Below are 16528 nucleotides of genomic sequence, written 5' to 3' on the forward strand. Positions count from 1 at the left end.
TGTCCTCCCTTAATTGGTTAGTAATTTTAAATTTTAAACTATATAAATTCTATCTTAATAGTCAGTGAAGGTCAAAATATTTGCCCACAAATAAAAAGTCCCGCTAACAACAACGATTAGCAAGGACTTTTCATCATCTAGTGCGCCTGGAGGGAATCGAACCCCCATCTCAAGAACCGGAATCTTACGTGCGATCCATTACACTACAGGCGCAAATGAATTATTTAATTAACAATAACAATATAAAATTGTAGCTTAAAATGAATTGAAATGCAAGGGGGTTAAAATAAAATTAATTCACAAGCAATAGCTTTGCAAAAATGAAACGTGATTGCTATACTGCTTAATGCAAGATAAATGTTGCGCGGTGATTTTTAACTGTGATTGGATTCAATAATATTGAGCTACATGGCTGACACTAGCAACAAAAAGTGGTAAGATACTGATGTACTGCTTTTATAAATAATATTTATCTTATTATTTCCTAAAGGAGGAAAATTCAGTATGACTGTAAAAATTGGTATTAATGGTTTTGGACGTATTGGACGTTTAGCTTTCAAGCGTATCCACGAACTAAACTCAAGCGACATTGAAGTTGCTGCAATTAATGATTTAACTACTCCATCAATGTTAGCATACTTATTAAAGTATGACTCAACTCATGGCAAGTTCCCAGGTGAAGTTTCATCTACTGATTCTGGAATTGTTGTTGATGGTCACGAAATTCCTGTTTACGCTGAAAAGGATGCTTCACAAATTCCTTGGGTTAAGAACGACGGTGTTGACTTCGTTCTTGAATGTACAGGTTTCTACACTTCAGAAGAAAAGTCCCAAGCTCACTTAGACGCTGGTGCAAAGCGTGTCTTAATCTCAGCTCCTGCTGGTCAAATTAAGACTGTTGTTCCTGGTGTTAACTTGGATACTTTAAACTCTGATGACAAGATTGTTTCTGCTGGTTCATGTACTACTAGTAGTATTGCACCATCAGCTTACTTCTTGAACAAGGAATTCGGTATCAAGGTTGGTACTATGACTACTATCCATGCCTTTACTTCTACTCAAGCTATCTTAGATGGTCCTAGAGGTAAGAAGATGAGAAATAACCGTACTGCAAGTGCAAATACTATTCCTCATTCAACTGGTGCTGCTAAGGCTCTTGGTTTAGTTGTTCCTGACTTACAAGGTAAGTTAAACGGTGTTGCTCAACGTGTTCCATTAGTAGACGGTTCATTAACTGAATTAACTGCTATCTTGGACAAGAAGGTTACTGCTGACGAAGTTAACGCAGCAATCAAGAAGCACACTGAAGGTAACGAAGCATTTGGTTATGCTGAAGATCCTATCGTTTCAAGTGATATCATTGGTGATACTCACGGATCAGTATTTGATCCTTCCCAAACTGATGTAACTACTGTTGGTGATGACCAATTAGTTAAGGTTTGGACTTGGTACGATAACGAATGGGGCTTCACTTGTAACATGGTTCGTACCCTATTGAAGTTCGCTCAACTATAAAAAGCAGTTTTAATTAAACAATTAAAATGATAAAAGGTGGAGGAGGATACTCTTTCACCTTTTTTTAATACTTAATCCAATGAATCTTTTGTTTTGAGATTAGGTTTTAAATGCTGTATGATAAAAGGTGTTAAGTTACTATTTATTTAGGAGGTATCTAAATTGGCTAAATTAACTGTTTCTGATTTAGATTTAAAAGATAAAAAAGTATTAATGCGTCTCGATTTCAATGTTCCTATTAAGGACGGTGTTATCGGTGACGACAATCGGATCGTGGCTGCATTACCAACCATCAATTACGTAATTGATCACGGTGGTAAGGCAATCATTTTCTCTCACCTTGGTCGGATCAAGACTGAAGATGACAAGAAAGAACTCTCACTTCGTCCAGTTGCAGAACGCCTTTCAAACTTATTAAATAAGCCAGTAACTTTTGTTCCAGCTACTGAAGGCCCTCAATTAGAAGATGCCATCAACAAAATGAATGATGGAGATGTTTTATTAGTTGAAAACACTCGTTTTGAAGATGTTGTCAATGGCGAATACGTAAAACGTGAATCTGGTAATGATCCAAAACTTGGTGAATACTGGGCTTCACTTGGTGATGAATTCGTAAACGATGCATTTGGTACTGCTCACCGTTCCCACGCTTCTAACGTTGGAATTGCTAAGGCAATGGAAGCTGCTGGTAAGCCAGCTGCTGTTGGTTTCTTAATGGAAAAGGAAATCAAGTACCTTGGTAATGCTGTGAACAATCCTAAACGTCCATTCGTTGCTATCTTAGGTGGTGCAAAGGTTTCAGATAAGATTACTGTTATCGATAACTTATTAGATAAAGCTGATAAGGTAATTATCGGTGGTGGTATGACTTATACTTTCTACGCTGCTAAAGGTATCAAGATTGGTAACTCATTAGTTGAAGATGACAAGATTGATTTAGCTAAACAAATCTTGCAAAAGGCTGGCGACAAGTTGGTATTACCAATTGATAACGTCGTTGCTGACAAATTTGCTAATGATGCTAAGACTGAAATCGTTGAAGGTGACATTCCTGATGGAATGATGGCCTTAGATATTGGTCCTAAGTCAATTCAAGAATTTGAAAACGTTCTTAGAGATGCTAAGACAGTTGTTTGGAATGGACCTATGGGTGTATTCGAAATGAGCAACTTCGCTAAGGGTACTTTAGCCGTTGGTGATTTCTTAGCTAACTTAAAGGATGCTACTACTATCGTTGGTGGTGGTGACTCAACTGCTGCTGTTAAGCAATTAGGAATTGCTGACAAATTAACTCACGTTTCTACCGGTGGTGGAGCTTCACTTACTTACCTTGAAGGTAAGCCACTTCCAGGAATTGCTGCAATTTCTGATAAGTAATTCGTTACTTGTGAAAAGAGTCGTACTTCGGTACGGCTCTTTTTATTTTTGCTTAAATTTTAAGACTAAGCATGGGGCGGTAAAATGATGTATAGTAGAATGTAATTATTCAATCTCACACTCTAGTGAAACAACATCCTGATAAGGGGGATTTATGAATGAGTGCAAAGCAACGAGTGCCATTTATTGGCGCGAATTGGAAAATGTATTTGATGCCAGATCAAGTTATTCCATATATTGAAACCATTAAAGATCAACTACCTAGCCCAGACCAGGCCGAAGTAATGATTGCAGCTTCACCATTATATCTATGGCCATTGTTAGACCATGCTAAGGGTAGTAACGTTATTATTGCTGCTGAAAATTGTGATTACCATGATACAGGTGCCTATACCGGAGAAGTTAGCCCGAAAGCACTGAGTGAAATGGGAATTACATATTCGATTGCAGGGCATTCGGAACGCCGTCATTACTTTGATGAAGACCCTGAAATTGTTAATAAAAAAGTCCATGCGTTACTTAGAAACCACATCAATCCGATTGTTTGCTGTGATGAAACCCTCGTTCGGACTGAAACGGACGATGATGTTCACTGGGTCGTTAGCCAGGTGATTGCAGCATTTAAAAATGTTGATGCATCAGATGCCGCTAAGATGATGATCGCCTATGAACCGCGTTGGGCGATTGGGACTGGAATTACAGCTAGTGCCGAGGAAGCCGAAGAGGGGTGTGCGTTGATTCGTCAAACAATTAGCAGTATCTATTCACCGGCATTAGCAGATACAGTGCGTGTGTTGTACGGGGGTAGTGTTACCCCAAAGACCGTAAAGGCGCTAATGGCACAGCCAGACATTGATGGGGTCTTGGTCGGTAGTGCTAGTTTAGACCCGAATGAATTTTTAAAATTAATTCATTATTAATTTTTACCGTATTTATTGATTAATTGTTGGTCTTAATAATTAAAAAATGGTATCATAACAGTGTAGATGATGAGTAAATTTTTATATTTATTCAGTTTGAGGGTAACGAACAGTCCCTGGCAAAATGACTTTTGCCTAAGCTTCCTTTATTGCGAAGTGGTTCACAGTCCCCAATGCATTTTGAACATTGGGTAATTTAACTTTCACTTAAGGAGAGAATACAATGTCAATTATTTCCGATATTTACGCTCGCGAAGTCTTAGACTCACGTGGTAACCCTACTGTTGAAGTAGAATTATATACAGAAGCCGGCGCATTTGGCCGTGGAATCGTACCTTCAGGTGCATCAACTGGTGAACACGAAGCCGTTGAATTACGTGATGGCGACAAGAACCGTTACATGGGTAAAGGTGTTACTAAGGCCGTTGACAATGTTAACAACATCATTGCAAAGGAAATCGTTGGTTACGATGTAACTGACCAATTAGCAATTGACGAAGCTATGATCAAGCTTGACGGTACTCCTAATAAGGGTAAGTTAGGTGCTAACGCTATTTTAGGTGTTTCATTAGCTGCTGCTCGTGCTGCTGCTGACGAATTAGGTGTTCCATTATACAACTACTTTGGTGGTTTCAATGCGCACTTACTTCCAACACCTATGATGAACGTTATCAATGGTGGTAAGCATGCTAACAACAAGGTTGACTTCCAAGAATTCATGATTATGCCCGTTGGTGCTAAGAGTGTTAAGGAAGCAATCCGGATGGGTTCAGAAACTTTCCACAACTTAAAGAATATCTTAAACGACCGTGGTTACTCCACTGCCGTTGGTGATGAAGGTGGATTTGCTCCTGACCTACAAAACAACGAAGAACCATTCGAAATCTTAGTAGAAGCAATTACTAAGGCTGGTTACAAGCCAGGTAAAGACATTGCAATTGCCTTTGACTGTGCTTCATCAGAATTCTTCGATCCTAAGACTAAGAAGTACAACTTAGTTGGTGACGGTAAGTCATACTCAGCTGACGAATTTGTTACTTTACTTGAAGGTCTTGTTGACAAGTACCCAATCGTTTCAATCGAAGATCCATTGGATGAAAACGAATGGGAAGACTGGCAAATGGCTACTCGTCGCTTAGGTAAGAAGGTTCAAATCGTTGGTGATGACTTATTCGTTACTAACACTGATTACCTAGCTAAGGGTATCAAGATGGGTGTTGCTAACTCAATCTTAATCAAGCTTAACCAAATCGGTACTTTAACTGAAACTGTTCGTGCCGTTGAAATGGCTAAGGAAGCTGGATACACTGCTATCATCTCACACCGTTCTGGTGAAACTGAAGATACTACTATCTCTGACTTAGTTGTTGCATTGAACGCTGGTCAAATTAAGACTGGTTCAATGAGCCGTGGCGAACGGATCGCTAAGTACAACCAATTAATGAGAATCGAAGACCAATTAGGTAGCGTTTCTGAATACAAGGGTATCCACTCATTCTACAACTTGAGTGAACAAGCTCGTGAAAACATCATTAACAAATAATCTTCTTTAGAAGATTTGAAAAAGCACTGGAATTTAATTCTAGTGCTTTTTTTGTGCTATCATGGTGATTGAGGTGAAAAGAGATGAACAATGACTTTAGATTAAAGTCGGTTAATTATCTGTTGAATGGGTTAACCGTTGGGGTGGTTGTTGGGGCATTGGTAAGTGCCTTTCGTTGGATTATCGAACAACAGCTATCATTTGTGGAACGGCTTTACATATTAGCTCATCAGCATCATTTGCTATTACTATTCATTTTAGGGGCAAATATCATTATTGGGTTAGTTGTTGCAGTCCTAATTAAGGAGAATCCTAATATTAAGGGCTCTGGGATTCCACAAGTCAAAGGGCAGCTATTGGGTAAAATTGATTACCCATACTGGTCGGCATTGTGGCGTAAGTTTGTCAGTGGGGTATTATCAATTGGAAGTGGGCTGTTCTTAGGTCGTGAAGGGCCTTCGATTCAAATTGGCTCCACTGCAGCACAAGGTATTGCGGCGTTTCGTAACGTTGATGATGAATTGCGCCGGGTCATTATTGCAGCTGGAGCAGCGGCTGGACTATCAGCCGCTTTTAATGCGCCCATTGCTAGTTCGATGTTCGTATTAGAAGAAATTTACCATCGATTTCCATTAAAGGTGTGGCCTACGGTGTTAGGGGCAGCTGCGGTTTCTAACTTTGTATCAACGGTTGCATTTGGTCAACAACCAGCGCTTCATATTGTCTATCAAGATGCCTTTCCGCTTGGTCAATATTGGCATCTAATTATCCTGGGTTGTTTATTAGGCCTTGGTGGGTTAGTTTATCAACAATCCATTCTATACTCAGGGACATTATTTAAACCGTTTCAAAAGATTCCTAATTATCTATGGGTGTTAGTCCCATTAGTATTGATTTTACCAATTGGTTATTTTATGCCAATTACCCTTGGTGGTGGGAACCAACTCATTTTGGCAATTAGCAAAAACGTGCCATCCATTTCAATATTGGCGTTATATATAGTGGTGCGACTGGTATTTGCCACGTTATCGTATGGATCTGGGGCTCCTGGTGGCTTTTTCCTTCCTATTTTAGCAATGGGAGCGTTGTTAGGGGCAACATACGGCCAAATAATGGTCCAATTAGGGTTATTGCCGGCACCATTAGTAATTAATTTAATTATTTTTTCCATGGCGGCTTACTTTGCCTGTATTACTAAGTCCGTGTTTACGGCTGTATTATTAATTACTGAGATGGTGGGGACCGTCACGGAGCTAATGCCACTAGCTATTACGGCGTTAATCGCCTATGCGGTGGTCGATTTATTTAATGGCCAACCCATTTATGACCAATTACTCAACAATATTATTAAAAAACGAGGCTAATTGGCAACCAATTGTGAGATATGTTAAAATATTGAGTAGTATATTTGAGCCTTGAAGAAAATAGGAGGCAGTATTTTGTATAACTTTTTAATGACGATTTTATGGATCATTAGTATCTTGATTATCATTGCGGTACTAATGCAACCAGCTAAAACTAACGATGCTATGTCATCACTTACTGGTGGTGCTGATGATTTATTCTCAAAGTCAAAGCCTCGTGGATTCGAAGCATTTATGCAACGAGTAACGACAGTACTTGGAATTTTATTCTTTGTCGATGCCTTAGCATTAGTTTGGGTTTCATCGCACTAATTATTCAAACCTTCTGTTTTAACAGAGGGTTTTTATTTTTAACGAGTTTAATAGCATACTTTGAAAATAAATAATGTTAAAATATAAATTAGGTTAATTAACGACAATAAAATCGATGAAAATCGAAATCTAGAAATAATGAGGAAACAATTTTGGAAGATAATAAATTAAAAAATGAAATTGAAGCGGTCCTTAAGCAACACGCTAAAGATAGCTTTGAAGTCAGCGAACTATCTGATGAACTAGGCTATCATGGCTCGGCTGCATTTAAGTTGATCGTTCAAGAATTAGCTCGCTTAGAACGAGAAGAAAAAGCATTAGTCACTGAAGCTGGTAAGTTTACGGTGAATCCAAAGGCAATGAAGCCCCAGGGAACGTTTCACTCCAATCCAAAGGGATTCGGCTTCGTAGACTTTGATGAAAATGAATCAGATGCATTTATTGCACCTGATTACACCATGCATGCAATGAATGGTGATACAGTTGAAATTGAAATTTTGAAGCCAGCAGCAGCTGGCTCAGATCAAGGTCCTCAAGCTAAAGTGACTAAGATTTTAGACCACCATTATGAACAAGTAGTGGGTGAATTCATCCAAACTGGTGATGATAATGGTTATTATGGTCAAATTAAGTTAAAGGATAAAAAGCTCCTTAACTATAAATTCTATGTCACTGAAGTAGGGCTAAAGCCAACCGCGGGTGAAGTGGTGACGGCTGAAATCACTGAATTTCCTAACGATGACCATCCAGAAGCAATGGTCGGAATCGCTAAGCAAGTCATCGGAAGTGTTGATGATCCTGGAATTGATATTTTACAAATCGTGTATGCCCATGATATTCCAGCTCAATTCCCAGAAGACGTATTACAAGAAGCCGATGCCATTCCTGATCACGTTTTAGATTCTGAATTAAAGGGTCGTGAAGACGTTACTGATCAAAATCTAGTTACGATTGATGGGGAAGCATCTAAGGATTTAGATGATGCTGTTACGGCTTGGAAATTACCAAATGGGAATTTCCATCTAGGGGTTCACATTGCTGACGTTAGTCATTACGTTCGGCCAGGAAGCCTATTGGATGAAGAAGCCTATAAACGGGGGACTTCTGTTTACTTAACCGACCGGGTTATTCCAATGTTGCCACGGCGGTTATCCAATGGAATTTGTTCCTTAAATGAAGGCGTTATTCGACTTTGTATGAGTTGTGATATGGAAATCACGCCAGCTGGGAACGTAGTTAAATATCGGATTCATCCTAGTTTTATGCGTTCTAAGGCCCGGATGACTTATACGGCAGTGAATAAGATCTTGGAATCAAATGATGCTAAGACGAAGGAAGAATACAAAGAATTAGTCCCAATGTTTGAAACCATGGGTGAACTACACAAGATTTTATACAAGCACCGTAAACAACGGGGTGCCATTGACTTTGATGACCGTGAAGCAGAAATCATTGTTGATGAAAAGGGTCACCCAATCGACATTAAGCTTCGTGTTCGTGGAACGGCTGAAAAGATGATTGAATCATTCATGTTAGCTGCTAACGAAACGGTTGCTCAACACTACAGTGAAAAACATGCTCCATTTATTTACCGGGTGCACGAAACTCCCGATGCTGATCGAGTTAAGAAGTTCTTTGAATTCCTAACTGCTTTTGGAATCAACGTAAAGGGTGATCCAGCTAAGCTTAAGCCTAAGATGCTACAAAATGTTTTGAAGAAAGTTGCTGGAAAGCCAGAAGAAGCAGTGGTATCAGTAATGATGTTACGGAGCTTAAAACAAGCGCGCTATGCTGATCAATCACTAGGTCACTTTGGACTAGGGGCTGAGTTCTATACGCACTTTACTTCCCCAATTCGGCGTTATCCAGATACAACGGTCCACCGTTTAATTCACTACTATGAAAATCATGGAATTAACAAACAATCTAAGGCTAAGTATGCTGACGTCTTAGAAGAAATTGCTGATCATTCATCTAAGTGTGAACGACGTGCCATTGATGCCGAACGGGATACTGACTCAATGAAGAAGGCTGAATACATGGCTGATCACATTGGCGAAGAATTTGATGCAACGGTTAGCTCCGTCTTGAAGTTTGGAATGTTTATTGAATTACCAAACACGGTTGAAGGACTTGTGCACATTAGTCGAATGAAAGATGACTACTATGAATACGTCGAAAAATTCCTTGCATTAGTGGGTCGTCGCACGAAGCGGACTTATAAGATTGGTCAAAACGTACGCGTAAAGGTTGTAGGTGCTGACCCTGCCCAAAGTACGGTTGATTTTGATATCGTTAATCCACAAGATACGCCAACCAGTGACTTACTACCAAAGCAAAGTCATGGTCGGGGTGGTAACGGTGGTCGTCGTTCCAACAACCGTCATGGTAATGGTAACCACCGCAATAACAACCGCCGTGGTGGTAATGGTGGCAATAATAATCACCGTCGCAACAGTGCTAGTCATAACAACAACAATAACCACCGTGGTAGTGGTAACGGTCGGTCTAACAATAACCATCGTTCCAACTAATTTATCAAAAGGTGAGATGATAATATGGTTAAGAAAAAACATCAACCGAATGCCGATAACTTAATGGCACAAAACCGGAAGGCCCGTCATGACTATACGATCGAGGGGACCGTTGAGGCTGGGATGGTCTTAACTGGAACTGAAATTAAGTCAATCCGTGACCGCCGGGTCAATTTAAAGGATGGATTCGTGCGAATTCGTAACCACGAAGCCTACCTAGAAAACGTGCACATTAGTGAATATGCAGAAGGAAATCAGTTTAATCACGATCCATTGCGGAATCGAAAACTACTTTTGCATAAAAAAGAAATTAATCGGTTGGCTGATGCGACCCAGGCAAAGGGAATTACCATCGTACCATTAAAGCTATACATTAAGCATGGCTTTGCAAAGGTATTGATTGGCATTGCCAAAGGGAAACATGAATATGATAAGCGTGAAACTTTAAAGAAACGAGATCAAAACCGTCAAATTGATCGAGCTTTAAAACACTACTAAAAGCGATTCGTTTAGAGTCGCTTTTTTCGCGTGACGATGTTGATTTTGATATGATAAAATTTAAGCGAGGTGTTGAACATGAAACCATTTATCCACAACGATTGGTGGGATGTCTTAAAGCCGGAGTTTGAAAAAGCTTATTATCAAAATTTACGGCGATTTTTAGTTGATGAATATAACCATCATCAAATTCATCCCGACATGAATAATATTTTTGAAGCATTTAATTGGACCCCGTTCAGTAAAGTGAAGGTCGTGATTTTAGGCCAAGATCCATACCATGAGCCCGGCCAAGCGGTAGGCTTAAGTTTTTCAGTCATGCCTGGCGTGAAGATTCCGCCATCCTTGCGAAATATTTATAAGGAATTAAATGATGACCTAGGCATTCAACCAGTGAATCACGGATTCTTAGAAAAATGGGCTAAACAAGGCGTATTATTGTTAAATACGGTCCTAACCGTCCGCAATGGTGAGGCTTTTTCACATAAGGGGAAGGGTTGGGAACAGTTAACGGATGCCGCAATTGAAAAACTGTCCGCCCGCCCCAAGCCAGTTGTCTTCATTCTATGGGGCCGCTCAGCCAGAGATAAGGTGAAGTTGATTAATACTAAGACTAATATCGTATTAGAGTCAGCCCATCCAAGTCCATTGTCTGCTAATCGAGGCTTCTTTGGTTCGCGCCCATTTTCAAAGACCAACGAGGCATTAGAAGCGATGGGTGAGACCCCAATTGACTGGCAACTACCTACTAATGTGGATGTTCAACAAGCTAAAGCTGATTTAAACGCACAATAACGGAGGAATTTAACATGGATTTATTTGAAAGTTTAAAGCAAAAGGTAAGTCAATCGCCAAAGACCATTGTCTTTCCTGAAGGAACGGATGAACGAATCATAACGGCAGCTAGTCGGCTAGCTAGCGATGGCATCGTAAAGCCAATCCTATTAGGAAACCCCTATGATGTTCATCAAGTAGCGGATCAATTAGGACTAACGCTAGATGATGTGGCCATCTTCGATTACCAAAACTTGGCAGAGGATACCCTTGCTGAATATGTAGATGCATTGGTGGAACGGCGGAATGGGAAAACTGATGCTGAAACTGCCCAAAAGTGGTTAACTGACCCTAATTACTTCGGGACCATGATGGTCTACATGGACAAGGCAGATGGAATGGTATCAGGTGCAGCGCATCCCACTGGTGATACGGTCCGTCCAGCGCTTCAAATCATTAAGACTAAGCCTGGCATTAAACTAGTAAGTGGTTCCTTTATTATGCTAAAGGGTGACCAACGTTATGTCTTTGCTGACTGTGCCATTAACTTAACCCTTGATGCTGAAGGAATGGCCGATGTAGCCATTGAAAGTGCAGCAACTGCTAAGCAATTTGGAATTGACCCAAAGATTGCAATGCTTAGTTTTTCAACGAAGGGATCTGCTAAGGGCCCAATGGTCAAGAAGGTACAAGAAGCCACTGAATTGGTTCATGAAAAGCAACCCGATTTAGTAGTAGATGGTGAATTACAATTTGATGCAGCGTTTGTGCCATCCGTTGGTGAACAAAAAGCGCCTGGTTCCAAGGTGGCGGGACAAGCTAACGTCTTTGTATTCCCAGAACTACAATCTGGAAACATTGGGTACAAGATTGCCCAACGCTTTGGTGGATTTGAAGCCTTAGGACCCATCTTACAAGGGTTGAACAAACCCGTATCTGACCTTTCTCGTGGTTGTAACGCTGAAGATGTTTACAAGGTTGCCATCATCAATGCATTACAAGCAACGGAATAATTAAAGGGGAGTAATTATTTGAAAGCAATTACGGTTAACACTCCAGAAGCTACCATGGCATTGGGGAAGGCGCTTGCTCCGTTCTTATCACCGGAGGATCTAATCTTACTAGATGGTGATTTAGGAGCTGGCAAAACCACCTTTACAAAGGGCCTGGCGGCTGGCTTAGGCATTAAGTGCAACGTTAAGAGTCCAACTTTTACCATTATTCGTGAATATCAGGATGGCCGGTTGCCACTTTATCATATGGATGCTTACCGGCTAGATGATGGTAGTGGGGATGAATTGGGCTTAGATGAATATTTCAATGGCGATGGCGTTAACGTGGTCGAATGGTCCAAGTTCGTGGAAGATGAGTTACCTGATAATTATCTACGGATTATTTTTAAACGTAATGATGATCAAGGGGATAACTCACGGACGCTAACCTTTGACCCCCATGGCGCCCATTTTCAAAAAATTCTATCAGAAAGTATTGATTTAGATGACAAATAACGAAGCTGAAATTTCAATTGATTTAGCGGCACCCTGAAGATGGGGCTGCCATTTTAAAGCTAACGAAGCAACTAGTGACTGAATCAGATACTTTTACGATTGATCCAGAATTAGCGGAGTTAACGGTGGCTGAAGAGCAACGCCAAATTATGTTAATTAACCAAACCCGAAGTAACGTTATGTTAGTAGCTCACTATGGCGATGAAGTGATTGGATTGGTGACCGTCCAACAACTAGCTGATTCCGACTATGGTGAACTTGGCGTAGCAGTTTTAAAACAATTTTGGAATCATGGGATTGGAACGGCATTAGTTGATGAAGCCATTAATTGGGGCGTTTCGTATAGTAATTTGAACTGTCTTGTTTTAACGGTCGAAAAACGGAACGCAGCTGCGATTCATATCTATCATCAATTAGGATTTTTGGATCACCCCAAACAACGAATTATCGATGTTACCGGTAGTGGCCGCTCTACCATTGAAATGATTTATGCAATTGATTAAAAAAGTCTCGACCGTTAGCCGGCGAGACTTTTTTTGACTATTTAAATACCTTCACAAATGGTTTTAATTTTGCATCACCAAATTCACGTTGTTCATAACATAGGATATTAGCACATGCTAAGCTATCATCTAATGCATTGTGATGATGGTTTAGTTCGATTTCTAAATTTTCACAGACGGTGTTTAACTTATGGTCAGCAAAGTCAGGAAATAACTTACGGGTGACCTTTAATGTATCGAGCGTTAGATAATGTGGTTGTGGGATGTGATAGCGTTCGAGCGTCTTTTTAAGCACGCTATTATCAAAAGTCGCATTATGAGCAACGACTAGTTGGTCCGGAGTAAAGAATGCTTTAATCTTGGGCCATATTTCAGGAAAAGTGGGTGCATCGGCAACATCTCGTTCATGAATTCCATGGACCTTAATATTGCGCCAGTTGAACGGGACTTCAGGATTGATCAACGTGTAAAATTCACTAGCAATTTCATTATTGCGGACAACGGTTAATGCTAGTGAACAGGCGCTCGCTCGCTTACTAGCGGCAGTTTCAAAATCAATTGCGACAAAATTCATAATGTGATTCCTTTCTTTTATTCAATCGAGTTTTTCATGATAATTATTAACTTAATTCATGTTAAAATTAAATTATATTCAATTTTAAAGAGGACAATCATGATGAACAATAATTTTAATCCTAAAATCAATAATTTAATTTTAAAACAAAATGAGCTGCTTTCCCACTATACGTTTACGAAAACGGGCGGGCCAGCTGATTATTTAGCATTACCGACAACTGCGGAACAAGTAGGGGCATTGTTAAGTGCGGCTCATGCCGATGGATTACCCATCACCATTTTAGGTAACTCTAGTAACCTAATTGTTAGTGACAAGGGAATTCGGGGGTTGACGATTATCTTAACTCAAATGGATCAAATTCAAGTCCATGGAACGCAGATTACTGCAGGTGCTGGAGCAGCCTTAATTGACGTTGCGATTGCAGCGCAAACCCACGGGTTAAGTGGACTTGAATATGCTGCCGGGATTCCAGGGAGTGTCGGTGGAGCTGTTTACATGAATGCCGGGGCCTATGGTGGTCAAACCGCAGATGTTATTAAAGATGCGCAAGTAGTATCATTAGATGGGACTATGCGGACTTATGATAATGCGCAATTAGACTTTGGTTATCGTCATAGTCTGATTCAATCTGACTCGGGCGCCGTGTTATCGGCCACCTTTGCTTTGACACCGGGAAATGCTAATCAAATTTTGGCCCAAATGGATCATTTTAATGCCCAACGAGCATCTAAGCAGCCCCTAGAGTTACCATCATGTGGGAGCGTATTCAAACGCCCCGTAGGTCATTTTGCTGGGAAATTAATTCATGATGCCGGATTACAAGGATATCGGGTCGGCGGCGCCGAAGTATCAACTAAACATGCAGGCTTTATCGTTAATGTTGGTGGTGCGACTGCTGACGATTATATCAACGTTATTCATCACGTTCAAGCAACGGTCCTCAAGCATAGTGGGGTTCATTTAGAAACCGAAGTCCGTATTATTGGCGAACAATAAAAAGAGGAGTTGATTGCATCAATGGTAATTCTAGAATTAGTGATTCTACTAATTGTCTTACTCTTGGTATCAACGGTGATTGGTCATTATTTACCAGCGGTGCCAGGTAGCCTAATTCAAATCGGGTTAGGGATTTTACTATCAGTATTTACAAAGTTTCAAGTGCATTTTGAAACGGAGTGGTTTTTACTGCTGTTCATTGCACCACTCTTGTTCAATGATGGGAAGCGCTTTCCTAAGCGTGAACTATGGCAATTAAAGTTGCCCATTTTTATTAATGCGATTGCATTAGTAGTCATTACAATGTTAGTTGGTGGGTCGATTATTAACTGGATGATTCCAGAAATGCCATTTGCAGTTTGTTTAGCATTGGCTGCTATTTTATCACCGACCGATCCAGTCGCGGTCCAGTCAATTGCAAAACGCTCAAACTTGCCAAGTGGCATTTTACACCTGGTGAGTGGTGAAAGCTTGATCAACGATGCGAGTGGATTGATTTGTTTTAAATACGCACTAGCGGCTGCTGTAACTGGTCAATTCATGCTTAACCGCGCAATTGGTGACTTCTTTTACATTAGTATTGTGGGGTTAATTGTTGGAATTGTATTAATGTACTTATTAATTAAGATTCGCGACTACTTATATGATCATGGACTACAAAATTTAATTTTTCTGACTGTTTCACATTTAATTGCGCCATTTGTAATTTACTTTATTAGTGAAGAATGGTTGCATGCTTCTGGTGTAATTGCAGTAGTTAGTGCGGGTATCACCCTACACTTAAAGGACCGTAAAACAACTGCAAATAACCCTGAATTAACATTAGTAACTGAAAAATCATGGAATATTGTAATTTACATTTTAAATGGTATTATTTTCTTATTATTGGGATTTTCATTGCCTCAAGCAATGGGACAAAGTATTCAAACCATTCAATTAGGCACCTTTGAACCATTAATTTATTCCGTTTTAACTTGGTTAACGCTATTATTTATTCGGGTTTTATGGATTGCCGGTTACCAATTAGTAGCCAACAAGTGGAATTATAGTAAGGTCAACTGGCGGGTTGCAATGCTATCTGGATTGTCTGGAGTTCGGGGCGCCATTACCATGGTCGGGGTATTATCAATTCCGTTGTTAACTAAGACGGGGGCAATGTTCCCCGAACGACCAATGGTTATGTTCATTGCAGCTAGTGTAATTATCTTAAGCTTGGTGAGTGCGGTGATTTTCATTCCAATGTTAACTGAAAACCAACCCGATGAAGTGGACGATAATGATTATTTACATGAAAATGAAGCTCGAATTAAATTATTAGATGCAGCCATTAAGTCAGTAGAACGGAGTCAAAATGAGCATAATCAAAATGCAGCAGCTGATTTAATTTGGCAGTATCAACTACGCCTTAGAAAATTGAATTATGATGTTCACTCGAACCTGTATAATGGAATTAATTTTAATAATGAAATTGCGTTACGACGGATTGCATTTACTGGTGAACGCAAAGCTGCATTGAAAATGTATGAGCGTGGTGAGATTCAGCGGGATGAATATGATACTACGATTCAATTTATTAACCGTCGTGAATCAGCAATGCTAGATTCAGTTGGGATTAATAGTCATCGCTCTAATATTGCAACCGATTTAAAAGCCTTCGTTAGTGGAGTGAAGGGGTTCTTCTTTGTTGGCAAACGCTTTAAAATGCATGATGAAATGCTTAAGGACCATTGGACTATGATTATTATTAAGATGAGTCAATCAGCGATTGATGAAGTGAAAGCCTATCTTAATCGAGATGACATCGACCATAGTGAATTTGACCAATCGATGATTGATCATATTTTATCGTTTTATCGAAATCGAATTCATCAGGTTAACCGGGTTGCTAGTGGTGACTATGAAACCCAGTACAATAACCTTCAAGTGATTGGATTCGGGGCAGAGCGAATGGAAATTCAACATCTATTGGATACTAAACAAATCAATTGGGATTTGTCTAATGACTTACGGCAAAGCATTAATTACTTAGAAAATATTTTGATGAGCCCAGTTGAAGAAGAGTAACAAAAAAACCAGCAATTTGCTGATGTGCACCCCAAAAGTTGTA

Annotated in this window: 15 protein-coding genes and 1 tRNA gene; 14 read left to right on the forward strand and 2 right to left on the reverse strand. The window is 40.0% G+C overall.

The genetic code is table 11. The features are described from left to right. Window positions 1–141: 141 nt before the first annotated feature. Window positions 142–213 (reverse strand) — tRNA-Arg (locus R4146_RS03655). 291 nt (window positions 214–504) lie between these two features. Here R4146_RS03655 and gap point away from each other — a divergent pair. The 12 genes from gap (at window position 505) to R4146_RS03715 (ending at window position 12848) form a co-directional block, all read left to right on the forward strand. After that, window positions 505–1515 (forward strand): type I glyceraldehyde-3-phosphate dehydrogenase, encoded by a 1011-nt coding sequence (gene gap, locus R4146_RS03660; protein ID WP_339960082.1) that lies wholly within the window; start codon window positions 505–507, stop codon window positions 1513–1515. A 162-nt stretch (window positions 1516–1677) separates the two neighbouring features. Continuing rightward, on the forward strand, window positions 1678–2892 hold the full coding sequence (locus tag R4146_RS03665) for a phosphoglycerate kinase (RefSeq protein WP_339960083.1): 1215 nt from the start codon (window positions 1678–1680) through the stop codon (window positions 2890–2892). Window positions 2893–3050: 158 nt separating this feature from the next. Beyond that, window positions 3051–3812 carry a triose-phosphate isomerase gene (gene tpiA / locus R4146_RS03670; RefSeq protein ID WP_339960084.1) on the forward strand — a complete coding sequence of 254 codons (762 nt, stop codon included), beginning with the start codon at window positions 3051–3053 and terminating at the stop codon, window positions 3810–3812. A gap of 223 nt (window positions 3813–4035) precedes the next feature. Further along, window positions 4036–5355, forward strand: coding sequence for a phosphopyruvate hydratase (eno, locus tag R4146_RS03675; protein WP_339960085.1), 1320 nt, complete (start codon window positions 4036–4038; stop codon window positions 5353–5355). A gap of 83 nt (window positions 5356–5438) precedes the next feature. Beyond that, window positions 5439–6719, forward strand: coding sequence for a ClC family H(+)/Cl(-) exchange transporter (locus tag R4146_RS03680; protein ID WP_339960087.1), 1281 nt, complete (start codon window positions 5439–5441; stop codon window positions 6717–6719). 75 nt (window positions 6720–6794) lie between these two features. Beyond that, window positions 6795–7031, forward strand: coding sequence for a preprotein translocase subunit SecG (gene secG, locus R4146_RS03685; protein WP_339960088.1), 237 nt, complete (start codon window positions 6795–6797; stop codon window positions 7029–7031). A gap of 152 nt (window positions 7032–7183) precedes the next feature. Continuing rightward, entirely contained in the window at window positions 7184–9565 is a 2382-nt protein-coding gene (rnr, locus tag R4146_RS03690; RefSeq protein WP_339960089.1) for a ribonuclease R, read from the forward strand. A 24-nt stretch (window positions 9566–9589) separates the two neighbouring features. Continuing rightward, complete coding sequence (smpB, locus tag R4146_RS03695; protein WP_339960090.1) at window positions 9590–10063, forward strand: SsrA-binding protein SmpB; 474 nt, start codon at window positions 9590–9592, stop codon at window positions 10061–10063. 78 nt (window positions 10064–10141) lie between these two features. Next, window positions 10142–10858, forward strand: coding sequence for a uracil-DNA glycosylase (locus R4146_RS03700; protein WP_339960091.1), 717 nt, complete (start codon window positions 10142–10144; stop codon window positions 10856–10858). Between the two features lie 14 nt (window positions 10859–10872). Beyond that, a complete protein-coding gene (gene pta / locus R4146_RS03705) occupies window positions 10873–11850 on the forward strand; it encodes a phosphate acetyltransferase (RefSeq protein WP_339960092.1) in 978 nt (325 codons plus the stop codon). Between the two features lie 18 nt (window positions 11851–11868). Then, window positions 11869–12345, forward strand: coding sequence for a tRNA (adenosine(37)-N6)-threonylcarbamoyltransferase complex ATPase subunit type 1 TsaE (tsaE, locus tag R4146_RS03710; protein WP_339960093.1), 477 nt, complete (start codon window positions 11869–11871; stop codon window positions 12343–12345). A 74-nt stretch (window positions 12346–12419) separates the two neighbouring features. Continuing rightward, window positions 12420–12848, forward strand: a complete 429-nt coding sequence (locus tag R4146_RS03715; protein ID WP_339960094.1) for a GNAT family N-acetyltransferase — start codon at window positions 12420–12422, stop codon at window positions 12846–12848. A gap of 37 nt (window positions 12849–12885) precedes the next feature. Here the strand turns inward: R4146_RS03715 and R4146_RS03720 are convergent, their stop codons facing one another. Further along, window positions 12886–13422 (reverse strand): 3'-5' exonuclease, encoded by a 537-nt coding sequence (locus R4146_RS03720; RefSeq protein WP_339960095.1) that lies wholly within the window; start codon window positions 13420–13422, stop codon window positions 12886–12888. Between the two features lie 99 nt (window positions 13423–13521). Here R4146_RS03720 and murB point away from each other — a divergent pair, with 99 nt between their 5' ends. Further along, complete coding sequence (murB, locus tag R4146_RS03725; protein WP_373695334.1) at window positions 13522–14421, forward strand: UDP-N-acetylmuramate dehydrogenase; 900 nt, start codon at window positions 13522–13524, stop codon at window positions 14419–14421. A 21-nt stretch (window positions 14422–14442) separates the two neighbouring features. After that, a complete protein-coding gene (locus R4146_RS03730) occupies window positions 14443–16485 on the forward strand; it encodes a cation:proton antiporter (protein WP_339960096.1) in 2043 nt (680 codons plus the stop codon). Window positions 16486–16528: the final 43 nt, after the last annotated feature.

Origin of the sequence: Nicoliella lavandulae, assembly GCF_037546185.1 — a bacterium.
Taxonomy (GTDB): Bacteria; Bacillota; Bacilli; order Lactobacillales; family Lactobacillaceae; genus Nicoliella; species Nicoliella lavandulae.

Bases quoted from the DNA above. Each gene is read 5' to 3' on its own strand.
- gap (WP_339960082.1), top strand. From the start codon at position 505: ATGACTGTAAAAATTGGTATTAATGGTTTTGGACGTATTGGACGTTTA.
- tpiA (WP_339960084.1), top strand. From the start codon at position 3,051: ATGAGTGCAAAGCAACGAGTGCCATTTATTGGCGCGAATTGGAAAATG.
- eno (WP_339960085.1), top strand. From the start codon at position 4,036: ATGTCAATTATTTCCGATATTTACGCTCGCGAAGTCTTAGACTCACGT.
- R4146_RS03680 (WP_339960087.1), top strand. From the start codon at position 5,439: ATGAACAATGACTTTAGATTAAAGTCGGTTAATTATCTGTTGAATGGG.
- smpB (WP_339960090.1), top strand. From the start codon at position 9,590: ATGGTTAAGAAAAAACATCAACCGAATGCCGATAACTTAATGGCACAA.
- R4146_RS03700 (WP_339960091.1), top strand. From the start codon at position 10,142: ATGAAACCATTTATCCACAACGATTGGTGGGATGTCTTAAAGCCGGAG.
- pta (WP_339960092.1), top strand. From the start codon at position 10,873: ATGGATTTATTTGAAAGTTTAAAGCAAAAGGTAAGTCAATCGCCAAAG.
- R4146_RS03720 (WP_339960095.1), bottom strand. From the start codon at position 13,422: ATGAATTTTGTCGCAATTGATTTTGAAACTGCCGCTAGTAAGCGAGCG.
- murB (WP_373695334.1), top strand. From the start codon at position 13,522: ATGATGAACAATAATTTTAATCCTAAAATCAATAATTTAATTTTAAAA.
- R4146_RS03730 (WP_339960096.1), top strand. From the start codon at position 14,443: ATGGTAATTCTAGAATTAGTGATTCTACTAATTGTCTTACTCTTGGTA.